Annotated in this window: 17 protein-coding genes and 1 pseudogene; 11 read left to right on the top strand and 7 right to left on the bottom strand. The window is 43.8% G+C overall.

Features of this window, described 5'->3' with window-relative positions; all coding sequences use genetic code 11:
* Positions 1 to 155 precede the first annotated feature (155 nt).
* Positions 156 to 533 (top strand): hypothetical protein, encoded by a 378-nt coding sequence (locus tag AB4124_RS28495; RefSeq protein WP_441974933.1) that lies wholly within the window; start codon positions 156 to 158, stop codon positions 531 to 533.
* A gap of 239 nt (positions 534 to 772) precedes the next feature.
* Here the strand turns inward: AB4124_RS28495 and AB4124_RS28500 are convergent, their stop codons facing one another.
* Entirely contained in the window at positions 773 to 913 is a 141-nt protein-coding gene (locus AB4124_RS28500) for a hypothetical protein (RefSeq protein WP_441974934.1), read from the bottom strand.
* 137 nt (positions 914 to 1,050) lie between these two features.
* On the opposite strand from AB4124_RS28500, the gene AB4124_RS28505 reads away from it, so the two are divergent.
* Positions 1,051 to 2,055, top strand: coding sequence for a carbohydrate-binding protein (locus AB4124_RS28505; protein WP_441974935.1), 1,005 nt, complete (start codon positions 1,051 to 1,053; stop codon positions 2,053 to 2,055).
* 310 nt (positions 2,056 to 2,365) lie between these two features.
* On the top strand, positions 2,366 to 2,971 hold the full coding sequence (locus AB4124_RS28510) for a DNA glycosylase AlkZ-like family protein (protein ID WP_441974936.1): 606 nt from the start codon (positions 2,366 to 2,368) through the stop codon (positions 2,969 to 2,971).
* A 405-nt stretch (positions 2,972 to 3,376) separates the two neighbouring features.
* Here AB4124_RS28510 and AB4124_RS28515 read toward each other — a convergent pair whose 3' ends face one another.
* Entirely contained in the window at positions 3,377 to 3,709 is a 333-nt protein-coding gene (locus tag AB4124_RS28515) for a DUF2834 domain-containing protein (protein ID WP_441974937.1), read from the bottom strand.
* A 290-nt stretch (positions 3,710 to 3,999) separates the two neighbouring features.
* A complete protein-coding gene (locus AB4124_RS28520) occupies positions 4,000 to 4,425 on the bottom strand; it encodes a nuclear transport factor 2 family protein (RefSeq protein ID WP_441974938.1) in 426 nt (141 codons plus the stop codon).
* Positions 4,426 to 4,895: 470 nt separating this feature from the next.
* Here AB4124_RS28520 and AB4124_RS28525 point away from each other — a divergent pair, with 470 nt between their 5' ends.
* The 3 genes and pseudogenes from AB4124_RS28525 to AB4124_RS28535 all read left to right on the top strand — a co-directional run bounded on the left by AB4124_RS28525 (position 4,896) and on the right by AB4124_RS28535 (position 8,429).
* The gene (locus AB4124_RS28525) at positions 4,896 to 5,846 is read left to right on the top strand and encodes a helix-turn-helix transcriptional regulator (protein WP_441974939.1); all 951 of its coding nucleotides are present in this window, start codon (positions 4,896 to 4,898) and stop codon (positions 5,844 to 5,846) included.
* A gap of 530 nt (positions 5,847 to 6,376) precedes the next feature.
* A complete protein-coding gene (locus AB4124_RS28530; protein WP_441974940.1) occupies positions 6,377 to 7,564 on the top strand; it encodes an MFS transporter in 1,188 nt (395 codons plus the stop codon).
* A 305-nt stretch (positions 7,565 to 7,869) separates the two neighbouring features.
* Positions 7,870 to 8,429 (top strand): annotated as a pseudogene (locus tag AB4124_RS28535) (SF0329 family protein).
* A gap of 85 nt (positions 8,430 to 8,514) precedes the next feature.
* On the opposite strand, the gene AB4124_RS28540 reads toward AB4124_RS28535, so the two are convergent.
* Positions 8,515 to 9,054, bottom strand: coding sequence for a hypothetical protein (locus tag AB4124_RS28540; protein WP_441974941.1), 540 nt, complete (start codon positions 9,052 to 9,054; stop codon positions 8,515 to 8,517).
* Positions 9,055 to 9,133: 79 nt separating this feature from the next.
* Positions 9,134 to 10,120: a hypothetical protein gene (locus AB4124_RS28545; RefSeq protein ID WP_430135758.1), complete on the bottom strand. Its 987-nt coding sequence runs from the start codon at positions 10,118 to 10,120 to the stop codon at positions 9,134 to 9,136.
* A gap of 286 nt (positions 10,121 to 10,406) precedes the next feature.
* Here AB4124_RS28545 and AB4124_RS28550 point away from each other — a divergent pair, with 286 nt between their 5' ends.
* Positions 10,407 to 10,946 carry a Y-family DNA polymerase gene (locus AB4124_RS28550; protein ID WP_430135755.1) on the top strand — a complete coding sequence of 180 codons (540 nt, stop codon included), beginning with the start codon at positions 10,407 to 10,409 and terminating at the stop codon, positions 10,944 to 10,946.
* Between the two features lie 89 nt (positions 10,947 to 11,035).
* Complete coding sequence (locus AB4124_RS28555; RefSeq protein ID WP_441974942.1) at positions 11,036 to 11,308, top strand: DinB/UmuC family translesion DNA polymerase; 273 nt, start codon at positions 11,036 to 11,038, stop codon at positions 11,306 to 11,308.
* A gap of 250 nt (positions 11,309 to 11,558) precedes the next feature.
* Here the strand turns inward: AB4124_RS28555 and AB4124_RS28560 are convergent, their stop codons facing one another.
* The gene (locus AB4124_RS28560) at positions 11,559 to 12,437 is read right to left on the bottom strand and encodes a hypothetical protein (protein ID WP_441974943.1); all 879 of its coding nucleotides are present in this window, start codon (positions 12,435 to 12,437) and stop codon (positions 11,559 to 11,561) included.
* 429 nt (positions 12,438 to 12,866) lie between these two features.
* Here AB4124_RS28560 and AB4124_RS28565 point away from each other — a divergent pair, with 429 nt between their 5' ends.
* On the top strand, positions 12,867 to 13,184 hold the full coding sequence (locus tag AB4124_RS28565) for a hypothetical protein (protein WP_441974944.1): 318 nt from the start codon (positions 12,867 to 12,869) through the stop codon (positions 13,182 to 13,184).
* 499 nt (positions 13,185 to 13,683) lie between these two features.
* On the opposite strand, the gene hcp is transcribed toward AB4124_RS28565, so the two are convergent.
* Positions 13,684 to 15,369: a hydroxylamine reductase gene (gene hcp / locus AB4124_RS28570; RefSeq protein ID WP_441974945.1), complete on the bottom strand. Its 1,686-nt coding sequence runs from the start codon at positions 15,367 to 15,369 to the stop codon at positions 13,684 to 13,686.
* Between the two features lie 207 nt (positions 15,370 to 15,576).
* Here hcp and AB4124_RS28575 point away from each other — a divergent pair, with 207 nt between their 5' ends.
* The gene (locus tag AB4124_RS28575; RefSeq protein WP_441974946.1) at positions 15,577 to 16,599 is read left to right on the top strand and encodes a 2-oxoacid:acceptor oxidoreductase family protein; all 1,023 of its coding nucleotides are present in this window, start codon (positions 15,577 to 15,579) and stop codon (positions 16,597 to 16,599) included.
* The gene (locus AB4124_RS28580; RefSeq protein WP_441974947.1) at positions 16,596 to 18,893 is read left to right on the top strand and encodes a thiamine pyrophosphate-dependent enzyme; all 2,298 of its coding nucleotides are present in this window, start codon (positions 16,596 to 16,598) and stop codon (positions 18,891 to 18,893) included. The genes AB4124_RS28575 and AB4124_RS28580 overlap by 4 nt, the downstream gene beginning before the upstream one ends.
* Positions 18,894 to 19,106: the final 213 nt, after the last annotated feature.

Here is a 19,106-nt window from a genome sequence, read left to right on the forward strand (position 1 = left end):
CGCGCATCGAGTGAAACGGTTCATCCGACAAAGGGCAGCCGGGGCAGGAGGCTGGTTGAAAGTCAGCGTTTCGTACATCTCAGCCAGATGGTTCGGTCTAAGCTATATGGGGTCAGTTAGAGCAACTGGGTTTCTTATGAGGGGAATCCGCTATAGTGGGGGGAGCGGATATTCCTTCCGGTAACACGAGTAAAACAACAAAAGCGGCCATGAAGAATCAGCCAAAGGATAGACTAGGACAAGCTGTAGTATCATTAATATTCGGTATATTCGGAATATTATTTTTCATAGTAGGGATGTTAAAGTTGGGATTTGATTCCCAGTACAGCTACACGACTTCGACAGGTACTATGGCCACAATTCTCTTTGCTTTTATACTTAGTGTTGTTGGTTTTTTCTTAGGTATTATTGCAAGAAGATCTTCTAAAGGAAGAGGTATGGCGATAGCGGGGATTACCCTAACAACATTACCCGTTGTCGTCATGATCTTAATTATTGGTGGGGGACTGGTACTAAACTACATGAGGTGGTAAGGTGGGTCAAATTTTGGTACACTCCCGTCAATTATTGAACGGACTATCTATCTACATATGACTAAAGGGCTTGATAGAACGGAGAATTTTGATATGCAGGGGCGAATAGCTCCTGTGATTGTGCTTGCATTTCTGTATAATAAAAGGCGGCTGTAGTTAGTCGCTCCATCATTGAGCACAGTGCGTTAGGTGTAGAACGCAATTAAGTCATCTCAAAGCCTATAAAGTCGTGTTATAGCCTAAAGTTGTGCCGGGCGAAATTCAGGTATCCACTCCTGTTTTTCCTCGGTTTTTTTATTGAATCCTTCCCCTTCATTTTTCCATAGTCTTTCTTCTGTTTTTAGCACGAATTTAATTGCCTTTTTGGTCCCGATCTTCATATCCTCCTACCGTATCATTAAAAAATTGTGGAATTAATTCGGAATATGGAAATAAAGTAAGATAATAGTACAGTAAAAACCTGTGGCATGTCTCATGGGAGCGCTACAGATAAATAAAGAAACAAGGAGGTTTGAAAATGACTAGTAAAAGGTTTTCTTTTAAGCGCTTATCACTTTTGGTAGTTTTAGTAGTATTTCTATCCACATTTTGCGCAGCCTTACCGTCAGTAAATGCAGCCGCTAGAGGAGCATGGGCTCCAAATACCGCATATGCAGTAAATGACACAGTAACCTATAGTGGAAGCACTTATACCTGTCTTCAGGCACATACTTCTCTCGTAGGTTGGGAACCGTCCAATGTCCCTGCTTTATGGCAGAAAGGCGGTAGCGGCGGAACTACGCCACCGACAACAAACGGAGTGACGTTCTATGCAGATATAAACTATGGAGGAAAAGCAGTGACACTCGGGATAGGCAATTATACACTGTCTCAGTTGAACGCAAACGGAATTCCGAATGACTGGATGTCGTCTCTTAAGGTTCCAAGCGGTTGGACGGTTGAAGTATATGAGAATGATAATTTTGGAGGAACCAAGTGGACCTTTACTTCAGATTCTTCCTGGGTTGGCAACACGATCAATGACAAAATGTCATCAGTCAAGATTTATACGGGTTCACCACCTCCTACAGTAACAAAGCCTGCCGAGGTTCCAAGCCATATATGGACATATGTCATGAATGCGGACAATGCCTATGGGAAAGGCGGAGATTTTGCTTTATTGTTAAGTGCTGTTATCAAAAAGGAAAGCAGCTTTGGAGCAGGTTTACCAGGTAGTCCATCGGCCGGCGACGGATTGATGCAGGTAGAACCAAACACACGCAATGCGTATTTATCTCAATTCAGCTCAAAATTTGGCCGTGTGTATAATCATAGCAGTGAACAAGATCAGGTATATCTGGGCGCGTTAATTTTAAATGAGAAGATTACGAAGTTTGGAAATATCTACAACGGATTATTACACTACAACGGTGGAGATAACTGGTATCCGGGAGCCACCGATTCTTATGGCCGTCCTATTCTGGCAGATCAATATGCAGATGCAGTTTACGCTACGTATAAGGGCTATGGCGGTAAGAATTAAGGTGTTACATTGATATGTAAATTGAAAAATAGCGAGACGTGAAAGGATTTTCTTGTTGAGTGGAAGCGGCTTATTTAATTTGAAAGGGCATGAGTTACCAAGCAGATCATTGCTTGCATAACCCATGTCCTTTTTTCTGTATCAGGTTTTTTTTCGACTACTAATTTTGATTTTGAAAATCTTACGAAACATCTTGGAGCCCAGTGGTATTTTTGGTGCTGAAGAAAATCAGAAGAAAGATCGAGGGAAAACCTGAAAGTGGGCTATCGTATATACAAACAAATAGCCGATAAATCGTGGAAGGAGAAGAGTGAAAAGAGCACAACGGACATTACAGCTGGACTTGGCATTTGCTTGCTGTGGATCGTTATCTTTGATTCAATGCGACGAAGCCGAGGGTGGAGCGCGGTTGGTCGAAGTGTGGCTGAGGACCTTCGGCCCCGGCACTGTGACCGACATCAAGTGGTGGCTCGGATCGACGCTCACCGCGGTACGCAGGGCGCTTGTCAGCCTCCACGCGGTTGAGGTCGATCTCGATGGCCAGATCGGCTACGTCCTTCCTGATGATATGGAACCGGTCGATCCCGTCGAACCGTGGGCCGCGCTTCTACCGCCGCTGGATCCGACGACCATGGGGTGGTTTGAACGCGACTGGTATCTCGGTCCTTACAAAGAGCTATTGTTCGACACCAGCGGCAACGCAGGACCCACGGCTTGGTGGGACGGCCAGATCGTGGGAAGTTGGGTCCAAAGTGACACCGGTGAGGTCATCCTTCAACTTATTAAGGACATCGGCGCAGAAGGGATGGCCTCGCTAGAGCGCGAAGCCGCACGGCTTAGCGATTGGCTCGACGGTAAACGCGTCCTGCCGAAGTTTCCCTCGCCGCTCGCAAAAATGCTCATCCAAGCCGACTAATGTAATCTACTTGATCATTAGTGGGAGCTAAGATTCTCCCCCCACACCTTACATTCTATCAATATTGAGTATTCGTCACATGTGGAGTGCCGTGTGTTGCTAGTGAAGGTATCCTTTAGCAGTAATTACTTCTTCAGGAGGGGGAGAAGATGCACATCAAGATTGCAACTGAATCTAAATATGCTTACTACTGATGTGCCTAAAGACCGTACATTATTAATCTCTGGCGCAGATAGAAAGCTAAATGAGCACGGAGGTTGCAAGCCCTGAAGTAGTTAAAGTCAAACTTCATCACTTAGGGGAGAATCCTTGAATCATAGGTTTAAGCCTGCTATGCTTGTTTCTAACAAATGGCAGAGATGCCGTCTAACAAAGCGGTTGAGAGTCCTGCCTTAATTGAACAACCTACACTTCTGTAGTTCTTCTTTTCTTTTCATTATGAATTTCTCGCAATTGAAGAAACAAGGGAAGACCAAGTGAAACACCAACTATTAGCGTGCCAATAACAGGGAACCATAAGTACTTCATTTCTTCTTTCTTGCCTTCATATAGAATAAAACCGATAAGAACTACTGCTGATACAACTACATCCAACCATGCAAATGTTCCAATATGAGATTGACTAGCTTCATGCAATAATTGAGTAATACTAAATCCATTCTCATATATCCAAGGAATGAATTGTGAATACGGAAGAATCATGCCTAGTAATGATAATATTCCATAAAAGAACTTCACCTTGAACCCCCTAAATCAATGGAACTCGATTAATACAAGTTTGATCTTTTTTTCGAAAAACCTTCTTGATCTTCAACAATCTTACAGTAGGGGGTCCTGATCGGAATGAATAAACCGATGTGTGACCTAAAAATAAGACCCCCTGATAAGACAGCCAACGCTACGATTCTAATTGAAATGCAACGTTGGGTGTATCAGCAGTACAAAAATTTTACACACAACAGATTCAGAGGGCATTCGCACTATCGGGCGAAAGATTACTGATACCGTCCCTATTGATGAAATTAAGTCTATTTCTCGTAACTTTTTAGTGGCATACCAACAAATTCTTTGAATGACTTGATTTGATCACCCTCAAATTCGAAAACTACCGTAAGTTCATTGCGATAAGGTTGTGTATTCAATGTCCCCTGTGCCTGAAAAACGACGACTCCAAAATGGACATCGTAAAGTTCAATAAGGGGAGTAAGCTTTACACGCAGCGCTTCCCTTTCAAAGCTAACCAGTTCTTTAAAACGTTGCTTACCAACCTGTTTACCTTTCCAATCATCGTATGGTAAAGGGATCGAGAATTGAAATTCCTCTGTAACAAGTGCGAGGAATTTAGTCGTGTCCCCGACTTCAATTGCGGAACGAAAAGCCTGAAACGCTCGACGGCATAAAGAAGTTTCCACATCTCTTGCTTTCGGTTGGCCTGTATAATTATCCTTCATCATTTAGGCAATCTCCTTTTTTTTGCTCAATATTGATATTCTATACGTTTGGTATTGTCATCTAAAATCAGACCTTTCCACCTTGTGACGGAAACATTCCCCATCTATACACACGATAGCATTTTGGAGTGCTTATAGAGAGATTTACAAGGATGAATATATACCACCTATTCTTACAAACTCATCAAGCACTCGTGATTCTTTTTTCGATCTCATCGTATCCTCTTATCTCAGTTCCTTCTGCGAAATAGTTATATCCGGCCCCAAAATGCAGCAATAACCTTACACTGGATACTTTCATCTGTTTCATTCCAATCCGCTACATACTTTTCAACGAACTTGTTTATCCCAACACTTTTTGATCCCCTCCTGATACGATTATCTTACCTCTTGGCAAACCAAGAATATCCTATAAACAAGACAGGTACTTACATGTTTATGTGATATGCTAAAAAAAAAAGGGATGTTGGCTTATGTATAAATCTCAACGATTATTGCGGTTGATAATGATCATTAATGCAAAAAAATCATTTACCATTCCGGAGCTTGCGATGGATTTAGGTGTTTCACCACGAACGATTTCCAGGGATTTAACCGACCTTGGAGAACTAGGGGTACCCCTTTATTCCATTCAAGGGCGTGGTGGCGGCTACAGACTTCTAAACGAAAGTATACTTCCTCCAATAACATTTACTGAAAGTGAGGCTATAGCGATTTTTTTTGCCTCCCAGTCTCTACGATACTTTGGGGCGATTCCGTTCGGTGATCAAACTAAATCCGCACTAGATAAGTTCTATCATTATTTGCCGTCTGATGTGAGAGAACAAATTAATCGATTACAGGATAAAGTAGCCATTTGGTCCCCCCACCGGAGTATGTCAGTCTCATGCCTCACCGTTTTATTACAAGCAATCATGAAAAAATCCGCCGTTACGATTGGGTACAATTCAAGCGAAAACGGGCTAAATACCAGAGAGATTCAGCCAATTGGACTTTATTCTGACCGTGGTTATTGGTACTGTCCGGCATATTGTTTTACCAGGCAAGCGTACAGACTATTTCGAGCGGATCGAATTTTGACCGTTAGTCTGAATGATAACGTTTCTTGTCTTGAAGATGTAGATAGAAAGTCCGTGTTCAACTGGGATGTGGAGGAATTAGAGGCTCAAGAAAAAACATTATTTTGTGCTCACTTAACACAAAAAGGAAAGAGAAAATTAGAGGAGAATGGAAGGTTTAGAGATTTCATCGAAAGTCAGGACGATGGAGGCGGAGTTATTCGGATGCACATACCGGCTAACAAATTGGAGTTTTATACGGACATGATATGGGAACTGGGACAAGAAGCAAAAATTGCAGAACCTATGGAAGCCATAACATATATAAAGTGTAAGTTAGAAGAGATGAAAAAACTGTATCCTTGATGTTGCGTGATGTTCAAGCAAGTAGAAATGCCCTGCTAAGTTATCCTGCCCGTTAGCTTAATGACGTGGGTTGCGTTTCTCTTCCTGTCTGTGGGTATGGCGATAGCGGGGATTACCCTAACAACATTACCCGTTGTCGTCATGATATTAATTATTGGCGGGGGACTGGTACTAAACTACATGTGGTGGTAAGGTGGGTCAAAGGCTCCGAGCCTTGTGATATGCTCCCCTTTTGGCAGACAGGTAAAAAAACCGACTGCTTGAAGGGGAGTTTTCTTTAGTCAAAATCGAATCCATTTAGTGCCGGAGCATCACATTTCAAAAAAACGATTTTCTGAACTTGATATGTCGGTTGCCGTAAGAATTATTCAAGGCATCCTGCATGTATATCAAAAAGATTAAGACCTTATATGTTTTTCATATTTTTATTGTAGATAGCCACATGCTAACATATACAAATGCAGATTGAGGGGGAATGTTATTCAGTTTCCGATTCATGGTTTTTATTCATTCGATATAGGTGATCCTAAATGTTAAAAAAGTCAGCGTTTCCATTACTACTGCTCAACATGTTTCTCGCTAATCTAAGTATGGGCCTTGTCATTCCGATCATACCGGAACTTCTTGAGCAGTTTACGGCAAGCGGACAGGCCGCGGGCTATTTGGTCTCCTGCTTTGGCCTGACCCAGTTTCTATTCTCACCTCTTGCAGGTAATTTGTCAGATCGATATGGCCGTAAACCCATGATTATCATAGGTTTGATCTTGTTCGCCATCTCCAACTTGCTCGCAGCGTTCGCGGGCGATCTAACTTTATTATTCGTATCCCGGTTGATTGGCGGAATAGGCTCAGCAGCCTTAATCCCGTCTATCATTGCTTACATTGCCGACATTACAGCAGATGAGCAGCGCAGCAAGGCCATGTCATGGTTAGGAGCGTCGATGACATCCGGGTTTATTATTGGACCGGGTGTCGGCGGATTGCTTGCGGAATGGGGCATTAAGATGCCCTTCTATGTATCCGCATGTGTAGGGCTGCTGGCAATGGTTTGCAGTCTATGGGGTTTGCCTGAATCGCTGTCGGCGGACCTTCGCCGGATGCGTCGTCAAGTGAAGGAGAAGAGGGAAAATGTATTCCGGCAAATCGTGCTTTCGGTTCGGTCTCGCTATTTTGTCCTGTTGCTCATTGTGTTCGCCATGACCTTCGGTTTAACGCATTTTGAAGCGATTTTCCCGCTTTTTGTCGTTCAAGTCTACGGATTCACGACGCGTCAAATTGCTATACTGCTTACCGTATGTTCGCTCATCGGCACGTTGAATCAATTGTTGTTCACTGACCGGATCACACGACGATTCGGAGAAAAACGAATCATCGTTGCCATGTTGTTGTTATCGGCAGTATCCCTTGTATTCTTATTATTCTCAGGCCATTTCTACTATGTCATGGTAGTCACGATGTTGTTCTTTACGTTCAATAATATATTGCGCCCCACGATCAATACGCTGTTGTCCAGAGTGGCCGGGGATGAACAGGGATTTGTTGCAGGGATGAATAACGCTTATACAAGTCTCGGTACGATATTTGGACCGATGCTGGCAGGTATTTTGTTTGAAGTCCACTTTAACTTGCCCTATCTGTTTGGCGGATTCGTACTGCTAGTGAGCAGCATTTTCACGGGAAGTCGATTGAGAAGTATACTATCTGTTCAACGCGGCTGATGTGCTCTAATCTTACACAAAAACAAGAACAGTTGTCTAAGACGCAGCAGTATAAGAAATTTAATGAAAATTGATTGAAGTATTATAAGGAATATAAGATCGAACTAAGAGAACTGCCATTCATGGCAGTTCTCTTGTTTCCGTATATGACCATAATCAGGGTATGATAGATCTTCACCCAAGGGCAATATTCTAACTTTAGAAATTTGTTATTTTAAATCAAACCAGCCTGGCACTATAGATGTCATTGCCATAAATCCGTCGCGAAATACGGGTAGTCAGGGTTTGAAAACATAGGAGGAACCATGTCCTGGAGCAAATTGAAGCAACAGCTGGAGAGTTTTCTCAGTCCTGCATTAGCTGGAAGAGTTGAATATCGCGCAACCGGATATCGTTATTTACCTGATAAAGCAGGGCTTTGTTATATTTCGGGAGATAAGAAGAACGTGAAATTAAGAATGATACGGATATCCAAATTTCTATCAGCCAAGATGAAATTGAAGCGATCAGAAAGGATACCAAGGGGACCGTTCCCGAGGATCGTCTTCAAGTCATTGCAAGAAGCAGAAAAGTTTCAGAGCTTGCAAAAGAGCTTTTGTCAGCACAGGCAAATTTAAGTAAATCCAATTTTGTCGTAGTAGCTACTACGTTTTTATCGACTTCGATAGATGAAAGCTTGGAGAGTCATGATATCTTATTGAATATTTTAGCTTTGGTGGACAGACGAGTTGGCAAAAAGCGAATTTTAAACATGGCCGAGAAGATGAAGTTAATGGATTATAATCGTCTTAATATCAACGGTAGTACCGTGATGCAATCCGATAGCATCGGTAATAAGGCTCAACCCTCTAACTTAGTGGGTTGAGCCTTTTATTCTACTTTCAAATTTAGTGATCCCCTCAGCTTTGTCTTAAGGTGCGATGTAATTATGGCTTTACCATTAATCCCCCCTACTTACTCCCGATTTCATTTTTAATGAAGTTAATTACATCTTCTGAACCAAACGAAGTATGTTCTTTTCCAACTATTGCGTGAGCAAACAGAAGTGTTTTTCCATTCATATCATAAGTGTCTATGTTCAAATAAAAATCTGTAGGACTCCCGATTTTTTGGATATTCTCTTTTTCCATATAGCCAGCAACAAAAGTATGAATTTCTGAGTATACATTTTCCCCTTTATTTTTCATTATAGATAAATTACTCACCGCGAACTCGCTACTAGATGGGTTTTGAACAACCGAGTTACTTTGGTCTACCCAACGAAGGAAACCTTTATTTCTTACTTGTATCAACCCGATTTTTTCACCATCTGCTAAGAGGACTATATTAGTTAAATGCTTAGCATCCATTGAATACCCTTCCTCAGCAACAATATCTTCTATAGAAAAGTCGTACTTTTCTATCTGCGCTTTATAACTGTAATTAAATTTATAGAAAATAAAAATAATTATTGCTATTAACGCTATTAATAATATAAAGATTTTTTTCATATCGAACCCTCCGTTGTAAAAACTAGAAGGAAAATGCAATATTCCATAAATGTGGAATATTGCATTTAACAAATCACCGTTACTGAACTTGACCAGGATTTACAGGAGTCACTAAATACTCAACCAATTTCTTGGTAGTGTCATGTTCAGACTGGAATGTAATGGATGAAATATAGGATGAACGTTGCGCTTGTGTATCAAGATAAGCATCTAGTGCTTTAGTACCGCTAGCATAATATTGGCCATAGTCTGTTTTCTCGGAATCGAGGGTTTTAGAATACCCTTTGCCATCAGTTATACCAACAGCAGTTATGCTGGCATTCGAGGTATACATGTTAGATCTGAAAGTCATACTTTGACTAGAGTCAGATTGGCCTTCACGTTTAACATATGTAAAGCAGACTGTTGATAGGGTACGATGCGAAACAACGATAGAATTATTATGCCTTTGATTTCCTTCAGGTATTAATAATTCCCAAGGGAGCCAACCATATACCGGTACTTTCTGTAACAAATGACCAATAGCTTTCTCCGAATAGAGTTTTACTACCTCCTTACTTCCAGTGATAACATAATGCATGTTATCGTACAATTTATAACCTGTTCTTGCACTCGTTAAATTTGTATTATGTCCTCTGGCTTGGGCGTACAAGTCTTGTAAAGCGTATGTTACACCATTTCTAGTAATGTTATATCTAGCCTCGTACCATCTTACATTAGAATTACTTGGTGGTACCTCTGCTGTGGGGCTAACTTCCCTATAAATGTTACTAACTTCCTTTGGCGACAGGACATTCACACCTAAAGTGTTAAGTTTTTCTTCTAAAGAAACTTCACTATCCTCAAATGAGGCAATTTTCATTTCATTACCAGGTAAAAGTTTAGCAGCTCTTACTTCTGCTAATTCTTGAAATACTTTGTTAATTTCTTCTTTTCGCTTCTCCGTTTCTAAATTAGCTTGGTCTTGTTCAGGAGTATTTACACCCTCCTGGGCATATACAGAAGAGGAAAACGTTAATACTAAAAGCAACGTACTGAGTAAAAATAATGAAATTTTACGTTTCAAAAAAATCACTCCTTAAATGTCAATAAAAGCCGTTCCGATTGGCTCTTCACTTATATAACGTTAAGGATATCTAGTTAGTTAGGGATTTTTGTGAAATTCTCCTAATTTTTTTCAATATAGTTAAAATCGGTTTTTTTTTCAAAGTGAACCATTTTTCAGTACTAACTTAAATCCTTCTTTTTACATTGGTAAAAGAACGAGTGCTCGCATATAATGCAAACAAATGTTCCCGTTTTATTGAAGGAGGAATATGTGTTGAAATCATCTAAACGTGTGGTGATGCTTGGTGACTGCCAGTCCCTTTTATGCCTCTGTTGAAAAGGCCGAACATCCTGAATACAAGGATCGACCTTTGGTGGTTGCTGGGGATCCTGAACGCCGATCAGGAATCATGCTGGCGGCATGCCCTCTTGCAAAGGCGACTCACAACAGCAGAACAACTTGGGGAAGCTGCGGCAAAGTGTCCAGATCTCGTGTGATTAAGCCGCGGATGCAGCGGTACATCGACGTATCCATGCTGATAACGGGCATTTACAAAAGCTATACGGACTTGGTCGAGCCATACAGTATCGACGAGCAATTTCTTGATGTTACAGGCTCAATGCATCTTGTTGCGGATACTCCGGAAGAAATGGCACGGATCACCCAGACTCACGTTCAGGCAACCACAGGGGTTTATACTCGGTTCGGAATTGCTGAAACCAAGATCCTTGCGGAGACTGCACGCGACAATTATGCCAAGAAAAACCCATCAGGGATATACACCCTGACTAAAGAAATGCTGCCTGAAACGCTCTGGAAGCGGCCTGCCAGCGACATGTTATAGCCGGCAGCCGGATGACAAGACATTTTACTACTATGGGCCTCCCAACGATCGGCCACGTCGCACAGCCCCTGTTGGGCAAGCTCAAACAGATGATGCGACGGAAATTCGGCAAGAACTCCGACATTAATGCCGAATTGTACTGGCGGATCGCAAATGGAATCGGCGACAGCCCTGTGCGGCCGGGGACGCACCAGGTCGCCCCTAAATCCGTCGGCCACATGATGACGTTGCCGCGGGATTATGGCACCATCGAAGAGATTAAGGTCGTGCTGCTGGAACTCACGGAGCTGGTCTGCCAGCGCTGTAGGGCACTAGGTTTCATGGGTCATGTTGTATCGGTCGGGTGTATGGGAGCGGACTAGAATTGATTGAGTAGGCGCTGGCAGAGTCTTTTTATACACACCGTACAATCAAATTTACGTTTGTTCGACGAATACGAGGACCAGGAACTAACCGCCATGGTATCTGTAATTCACACCTATCGGCGCGAAATCAGGCTGGCGACAGGAACAGGCGAGTGGGAATGGATTAAGATCGATGATATAATTTCAGCAAGTACTTTTGAATAAAAAATGACCCGCTCGGCGATATGCCGGTGGATCATTTCTTTTTTTATAGCTTGAATTGAGCTTCACTTCCACCCATCGCCTTGTATGCGTCCAATACATTCTGTAAGGCCTTTTTCTCCTGACTGGTAACTGTTCTATCCTGGTGCCTTTCGTCTCCTTGAGAACGTATAATAGTCTTATTTGATTTAATAACAGCGTTGATGATATCATACATATCTTTATCAACTACCACATCATAGTATTCCCAAACTCCACCTACCTGGTTATCCCGATTCACATCACTGTAATTCGGATTAACTGTGAAGGTTTGATCATCTGCTCTGATTGTATAGTTATTAACGAATAACCAGTTATCGCCGGTGTATTGGAATCTTGCAAATAAAACAGGTATGTCACTACCTTCGCTAGTAACGAAGAAGATATTAAAACTATTGTCGTTAATATACTGAGGACTGGTCTTGTCCTCATAAACAGTACTTCCAGTTACTTCGTCTGTTCTTGTCCTCATTGAAGCAGTCGCTTTCTTTTGCCGTTCTTTTTCAGCTGCAGCAAGTTTTTCTGCAGTTGCTTTTTCTTCAGCAGCTTTATCATCTATTTGTTTTTGCAATTTCTCGACTAAAGCATTGATTTGTTTTTCTTCTTCAGAATCAGGGTGTTTCTTAGTTATCGTTTCATGTGTCTTTTCTAGTTGTTTAATATCTCCGGATTCGAATTGCGAGTTAGCTTCTGCCAGCAACTTTTCTGGTCCGTATTTCAATTCGTCTAGTTGTTTCTTAAGCGATTCATTTTCGGTCTTGAGTTTTTCTAATGATTCTTTAGTGGATTCAAGTTCTTCACTTGTAGCACTTAAACTAGAAGATGTTCCGCATCCTACCAGTAAAGTTGCGAAAGATAAAACAGCAATAATAGTTCGAAGTTTCATGTTTCCTCCTCTATATCTAAAGTAATACTTACAGTGTATCAAATATAGGTAATATATACCATGTGAATAGTCATTACTAGGACCAGGAAACAAGAAGGATTGGATTTTTACAGAATATAGGAATGTGTTATTATGAACCCATAAAATTATAAGGAGGTACCAATATACCTCGAAAAAACGTGCAAATTAAAGATCTCGCAGACTCAATAAAAAAATCTGCAGGATTGCCACCAGTATGTAAAATTACAGATGTTATGGATTACTTTCAGTTGAGTAGAGCCACCATTTACCGGTTGCTCAAAACTTAGGAAACCCAAAGTTACAAGTACGGCAACAAACCGCGAATTAAACGCAAATGGGTGCTGGAATATGAAGAAAACCGATTGCAAAATCGAATCGAGATATATTTCAATAAAGGAGAAAAAGACAGTGAGAGAAATCGAACGTATTGTCAAAGTAAAACTTAAACAGCATGCAACATTGATACTTAGCACGGCCTTGACAGGCAAATATACTGAAAAGTACTGGCAGTTCATTTCGCCAGATATAACGAGGCATTACAGTAGTCTGGAGGAAAGCAACCCTTCTGAATTAATTGAAATTTTGGATGACTTATCTATAGAAGGCTGGGAACTTGTTTGTCCACTGGTTAATGAGGATGGTTACATTTTGAGGAGTGTTGAATATAAAGAAGATACAATGACAATCTATGGCGACGAGCAAGAAATTAAAGATCTATATAAGTAAACCTTCATTCATACATAAATGATTTTTGAACTATACGCAGTTTATGTGCAATTTTTTATACCTATAAACTGAACACTCCAGGTTATTGCGACTAGAACATTTTATATTGATATGAAATTGATGTTAAACACCGCGAAATTCCCGCAATCGGAGATAATCTAAAGTTGAAACCTTGTAACCACGCGGTTTAATATAACAGAAGAGTTAATAATAGGATCGTTTCCCGCATACGGTGCATGTGGAGAGTCTGGCGGTGTTAGTGAGGGATTGATGCAGGTCTGTAATCCCTGTAAGGACTATTACTAATGGTCACATATCGAATGTAATAGCTACTGAAAACAGTAAACTACGGATTCACTATATACGCCTTTGTATTTAACTGAAAAGATGAGCTTTTTTATATTGCGCTTAGCATTGGAGGATGGTCAAATAGCGCAAACAAGCGTGGAAATATAAGAAAATGAATGCCCCGGTTAGGGACATTCATTTATCAGGTTTTTTAGGCACCAAGGAACATGTTCATGTCATCTTCCACATTAGTAATACCGCCGATACCGAAGTTTTCGACGAGGACTTTGGCAACGTTAGGCGACAGGAATGCAGGGAGCGTAGGGCCCAGATGAATATTTTTAACGCCAAGATAAAGCAAGGCAAGCAGCACGATAACCGCTTTTTGCTCATACCAGGCAATGTTATAGGAAATCGGCAAATCATTAATATCCTCAAGGCCGAATACTTCCTTCAGTTTCAATGCAATCACGACGAGGGAGTAAGAATCATTGCATTGACCAGCGTCCAGGACCCGCGGAATACCGCCGATTTCGCCTAGATCCAGTTTATTGTATTTGTATTTGGCACAGCCTGCAGTTAGAATGACTGTGTCTTTCGGAAGTTCAGCCGCAAAATCGGTGTAATAGTTGCGGGATTTCATCCGTCCATCGCAGCCGGCCATGACGAAGAAGCGGCGGATCGCCCCGGATTTCACGGCATCGACGACTTGATCGGCCACGTTCATCACAGCGGCATGAGCGAAACCGCCGATGATCTCACCCGTTTCAAGTTCCGTTGGAGCTGGGCATCCTTTCGCTTGCTCGATTAGTAGGGAGAAGTCTTTGGGAGCACCGTCTGTTCCTTCCGGAATATGGCGGACACCCGGAAACCCAGTGTTGCCTGTTGTATAGATACGGTCCTTGTAACTGTCTTTCGGCGGAACGATACAGTTGGTCGTCATTAATATCGGTCCGTTAAAGGCTGCGAATTCGCTATTCTGCTTCCACCAGGCATTCCCGTAATTGCCTACAAAATGCTCATATTTCTTGAATGCCGGATAATAGTGGGCAGGCAGCATTTCACTGTGCGTGTACACGTCCACGCCGGTTCCTTCCGTCTGCTTCAGCAGCTCCTCCAAATCCTTCAGATCATGACCGCTGATGAGAATGCCGGGTCGGTTGCTTACCCCGATATTGACCTTCGTAATTTCCGGGTTTCCGTAAACTGAGGTGTTCGCTTCATCAAGCATCGCCATGGCGTTTACGCCGTATTTACCGGTTTCCATCGTCAAAGCTACCAGATCCTGCACTTCAAGGCTGTCGTCAAGCGTGGCGGCAAGTGCACGGCGCATAAAACGGTTTAATTCGTTATCATCCTTCTCCAGATGAAGCGCGTGGTACGTATAAGCAGCCATCCCCTTCAAGCCGTAAGTAATTAATTCGCGCAGCGAGCGGATGTCTTCATTCTTGGTCGAGAGGACACCAACCGTACGTGCCTTTTCATCAAAAGAAGCTTCGTTATCCGCTTGCCAGACGGCAGCATCAGGGAGATTGGCGGTTCCCTCCGGATATTGTTCGTTATAATAGGTGCGCACCTCGCCGCGGAGCTCTATCGCTTCCCGGATTTTTTTCACAAAAACCTCGCGGTCAAAGTTGGCGTTCGTAATTGTTGCAAACAAGGAGTCCATAATAAACAGCGATACGCGCTGTTCAAGCACCTCCGGCAGCTGGACATCCAGACTGAGAAAAGAGATACCTTTCAGCAAATAAATCAGTAAATCTTGCAGGTTTGCCACATCATGCGGTTTGCCGCATACTCCGACAATGGTGCAGCCTGTTCCTTTGGATGCTTCCTGACATTGAAAGCAGAACATAGACGGTTGATGCTGTAAGGTCTCTTGGGCGTTGTTATTCATTATTTCTCCTCCAATTTCGTGATTTTTTGTCGTAAGGTCAGTATAAGATTGCCTCGCAATAGGACTGTTGAAGACAGTATACTTCGCTCCCACAACCGACATAGTGATTGGAATCACAATTTTTTAAGTAGTGAGTTTAATCACAAACCTGGTCCGTTTCTTCTTTTAAACTGGAATTAATGACCTAAGAAGAAATGAGGAGAGAACATGTCGATTTTACCTCAAAAGAATGAACTGGGATTTTTCGAGATCCGTCTCGAATCCATCGGCGGGCTTGGCGCCAATCTGGCCGGAAAAATGCTGGCCGAAGCCGGGGTCACCGGCTCCGGACTTAACGGTTCGAATTTTTCCAGCTATGGTTCGGAGAAAAAAGGGTCGCCCGTGAAGAGTTTCGTAAGGTTCTGCGATTCCGAGGTGGAAATCCGCGATCACAGTCCCATTGAGCAGCCGCATGTCATCGGTGTATTTCATGAAGCATTGTATAAGACGATAGATGTCATAAGCGGATTACAGCCTGATGGAACGGTGCTTGTGAATACGGCGCGAGACCTTTCCGAAGTGGCCGTGGATCTGAACATGACGCAGGGAACGCTGGCCGTAGTTGATGCGCTGAAAATTTCCGTTGAGGAAAAAACCAAAGTGAATACGGCCATGCTGGGGGCTTTGTTCCGGATTTGCAGCTTCCTAAACCCGGACGATATGCGGCAGGTGATCCGCACAACATTTGAGAAAAAGCTGCCCCACCTCGTGGAAGCGAATTTGCGGACCTTTGACAGAGGATATAACGAAGTCCAGTTCCTTTCCTTGGGAAATGGCTCAGAGCTTATAGACCCAATCGCTTTCGCAAGACCGCAGCCGATTCTTGGATATGAAACGCAGGAGCTGGGCGGGATTCTGAACGTTACGGCGAACAGTGTCCTGAAGGATCTTAGCGGCTCCCGGCAGGGATATTTGCCAGAGTACAAGTTAGAGGACTGCATTCACTGTGCCGCCTGCGATACGGTATGTCCGGATTTCTGCATCGTGTGGGAGAAGAAACCGGATAAGCGCGGGAATATGCAGATGTTTATGAAAGGTATTGATTATCAGTATTGCAAAGGCTGCTTGAAGTGTATCGAAGCTTGTCCGACCACCGCTTTGGCTGCCATGTTAGAAGAGCCGCATTATGCGGAGCAGCACCGTGTGCCGCAATCATTTCCCTATTTAACTGCGGAGGGAGTCAGATCATGAATATGCAAATTCAAGAAACTACGGAGAACAAGCTGGCGGCCGCTCAAACGGCAGTCTTCGAATCGGGCAACGAAATGGCTGCCATGGCGGCTGCCCAGATTAACTATCACATTATGGGTTATTTTCCGATTACACCTTCTACGGAAATTGCCCAATATCTTGACATGATGCGTACACGCGGTGAACACGACATCAAGCTGATTCCAGCTGATGGCGAACATGGCTCGGCGGGGATTTGCTACGGTGCGGCCGCAGCCGGAGCACGGGTATTCAACGCTACCAGCGCGAATGGTTTCCTGTATATGATCGAACAGCTTCCTGTGCAGGCGGGCACACGTTTCCCGATGGTCATGAATTTGGTGACGCGTGCGGTCAGCGGACCGCTGGATATTCGTGGTGACCATTCGGATCTTTACTACGGTCTGAATACCGGCTGGGTGATTTTGACCGCCCGTTCACCGCAGGCAGTTTATGACATGAATATCATGGCGCTGCGAATCGCTGAACATGAAGACGTACGCCTGCCGGTCATTGTAGCTTATGACGGATTTTTCACATCGCATCAGAAACGCCGGGTACAAATATTTACGAACCGGGAAACTGTTCAGGAGTTTGTAGGGGAAAAGGCGCCTGAATATCCACATGTGCTGGACGAGAACAACCCGATCGTTGTTGGGGCTTATATGAACGGCGACGATTTGATGAACAACCACTTCCAACAGTCAAATGCCATGTACCGTGCGGGGGAAGTATTCGAGGAAGTGGCAGAGGAATACGCAGCTTTATCCGGAAGATCCTATTCACCGCTTGATCTGTATCGCATGGAAGACGCGGAGGTGGCTTTATTCCTGCTCAATTCGGCGGCCGAATCCTCCAAAGACGTCGTGGATCGGCTGCGGGCGAAAGGAATTAAAGCGGGCGTAATCAGCCCGAATATTCTCCGGCCGTTCCCGGCAAGAGAAATCCGCAAGGCGTTGACAGATGTCAAAGCACTGCTGGTTGGTGAACGTGCCGATTCTTACGGTGCGCACGGGGCCAATCTGACCCATGAGGTCAAAGCGGCCCTGCAGGAAATCCGTGGTCCGCAGCCTATTGTGCTGTCCCGCATATTTGGACTTGGCGGGAAAGACTATTATGCGGATGACGCGGAAGCTTTTTTTGCCTTGACGATCGAGGCAATGGAGCTCGGTTATGCCAAAGTGCCGTTTGATTATTACGGCCAAACACCGGGAGCTGAGGAGCAAAGTCTGCAGCCGGTCATTGCCCCGATGAATGGAGACAGCTTTAAATCTGGCCTGATCACCGTAAAGGTGGATGAAGAGACAAGTAAACTATCCGTTAAAGTGCCGCCGATGCGGGCGCTTGCCGCGAAACCGAAACGGTTTGCTTCCGGCCACGGAGCTTGCCCGGGCTGCGGTATTTTCCCGGCGCTGGAGCTCTTTTTCAAAGGGATTGAAGGCAATGTCGTTACTTTATTCCATACCGGCTGCGCTTATATCACAACAACGGGTTATCCGTATAACTCGCATAAGCAGAGCTTTATTCATAATTTGTTCCAGAACGGACCGGCTACTTTATCCGGCACGGTAGAAGCGTTCCTTGAGAAGAAACGCCGCGGGGAAATCGAGGTTCCTGAGGATTTCACTTTTGTGATGGTGACCGGCGACGGCGGCATGGACATCGGGATGGGTTCGGCCATCGGGACGGCGCTGCGGGGCCATAATCTGATCATTCTGGAATATGATAATGAAGGCTATATGAACACCGGTGCACAGCTTTCGTATTCTACACCATTAGGACACATGACCAGTACGTCGGGTGTCGGCAAACAGCAGCAGGGCAAAGCGTTCCATCACAAAGATACGGTACAAATGATGGCGGCGGCACATATTCCCTATGTATTCACGGGGACGGAAGCATTTCCGCAGGACCTTGTGAAAAAGGCGGCAAAAGCGCAGTGGTACGCCCAGAATGTAGGTACCGTCTACGGCAAGCTGCTGATCACATGCCCGCTGAACTGGAAATCGAGCGACAAGGATGGGGAGAACATCGTCCGCGCGGCCGTGAATTCAAACTTCTTCCCACTGTATGAAGTGGAGCAGGGAGAAACGAATATTACGTACGATCCTGAAGCGAAGAAAAAACAGGTACCGCTCAGCGACTGGCTGAAATATATGGGCAAATCAAGACATCTGCTCAAGGAAGAAAACAAAGAAATGCTTGGCGAATTTGAAAAAGAAGTGGAGCGGCGCTGGTCGATTCTGAAAGCGAAACACGAGAACCCGCTGCTATAAAATATTCAATTCAGCATACTAGGATTTACAGCAACGGAGCGGGCATTGTCCCGCTTCTTTTTTGTTTATGGCTTTAGCCAGTTGAGTGCGTGAAACGCGCGAAACAAAAAACCACCCGCTATGCGGGTGGAGGGATTGAGGGTTTGACCACTAAGACCATTCCGATAAACTTGAGATGTTCAGGCTCAAAGAAAGGAATGGTCTTAGATGGCA

Source organism: Paenibacillus sp. 2KB_20, assembly GCF_052115765.1.
Lineage (GTDB): Bacteria > Bacillota > Bacilli > Paenibacillales > Paenibacillaceae > Paenibacillus_AQ.

Excerpts from the sequence above, each read along its gene's own strand:
- AB4124_RS28500 (WP_441974934.1), bottom strand. The coding sequence starts at position 913 with ATGAAGATCGGGACCAAAAAGGCAATTAAATTCGTGCTAAAAACAGAA.
- AB4124_RS28525 (WP_441974939.1), top strand. The coding sequence starts at position 4,896 with ATGTATAAATCTCAACGATTATTGCGGTTGATAATGATCATTAATGCA.
- AB4124_RS28505 (WP_441974935.1), top strand. The coding sequence starts at position 1,051 with ATGACTAGTAAAAGGTTTTCTTTTAAGCGCTTATCACTTTTGGTAGTT.
- AB4124_RS28530 (WP_441974940.1), top strand. The coding sequence starts at position 6,377 with ATGTTAAAAAAGTCAGCGTTTCCATTACTACTGCTCAACATGTTTCTC.
- AB4124_RS28540 (WP_441974941.1), bottom strand. The coding sequence starts at position 9,054 with ATGAAAAAAATCTTTATATTATTAATAGCGTTAATAGCAATAATTATT.
- hcp (WP_441974945.1), bottom strand. The coding sequence starts at position 15,369 with ATGAATAACAACGCCCAAGAGACCTTACAGCATCAACCGTCTATGTTC.
- AB4124_RS28520 (WP_441974938.1), bottom strand. The coding sequence starts at position 4,425 with ATGATGAAGGATAATTATACAGGCCAACCGAAAGCAAGAGATGTGGAA.
- AB4124_RS28555 (WP_441974942.1), top strand. The coding sequence starts at position 11,036 with ATGATGCGACGGAAATTCGGCAAGAACTCCGACATTAATGCCGAATTG.
- AB4124_RS28560 (WP_441974943.1), bottom strand. The coding sequence starts at position 12,437 with ATGAAACTTCGAACTATTATTGCTGTTTTATCTTTCGCAACTTTACTG.
- AB4124_RS28580 (WP_441974947.1), top strand. The coding sequence starts at position 16,596 with ATGAATATGCAAATTCAAGAAACTACGGAGAACAAGCTGGCGGCCGCT.
- AB4124_RS28575 (WP_441974946.1), top strand. The coding sequence starts at position 15,577 with ATGTCGATTTTACCTCAAAAGAATGAACTGGGATTTTTCGAGATCCGT.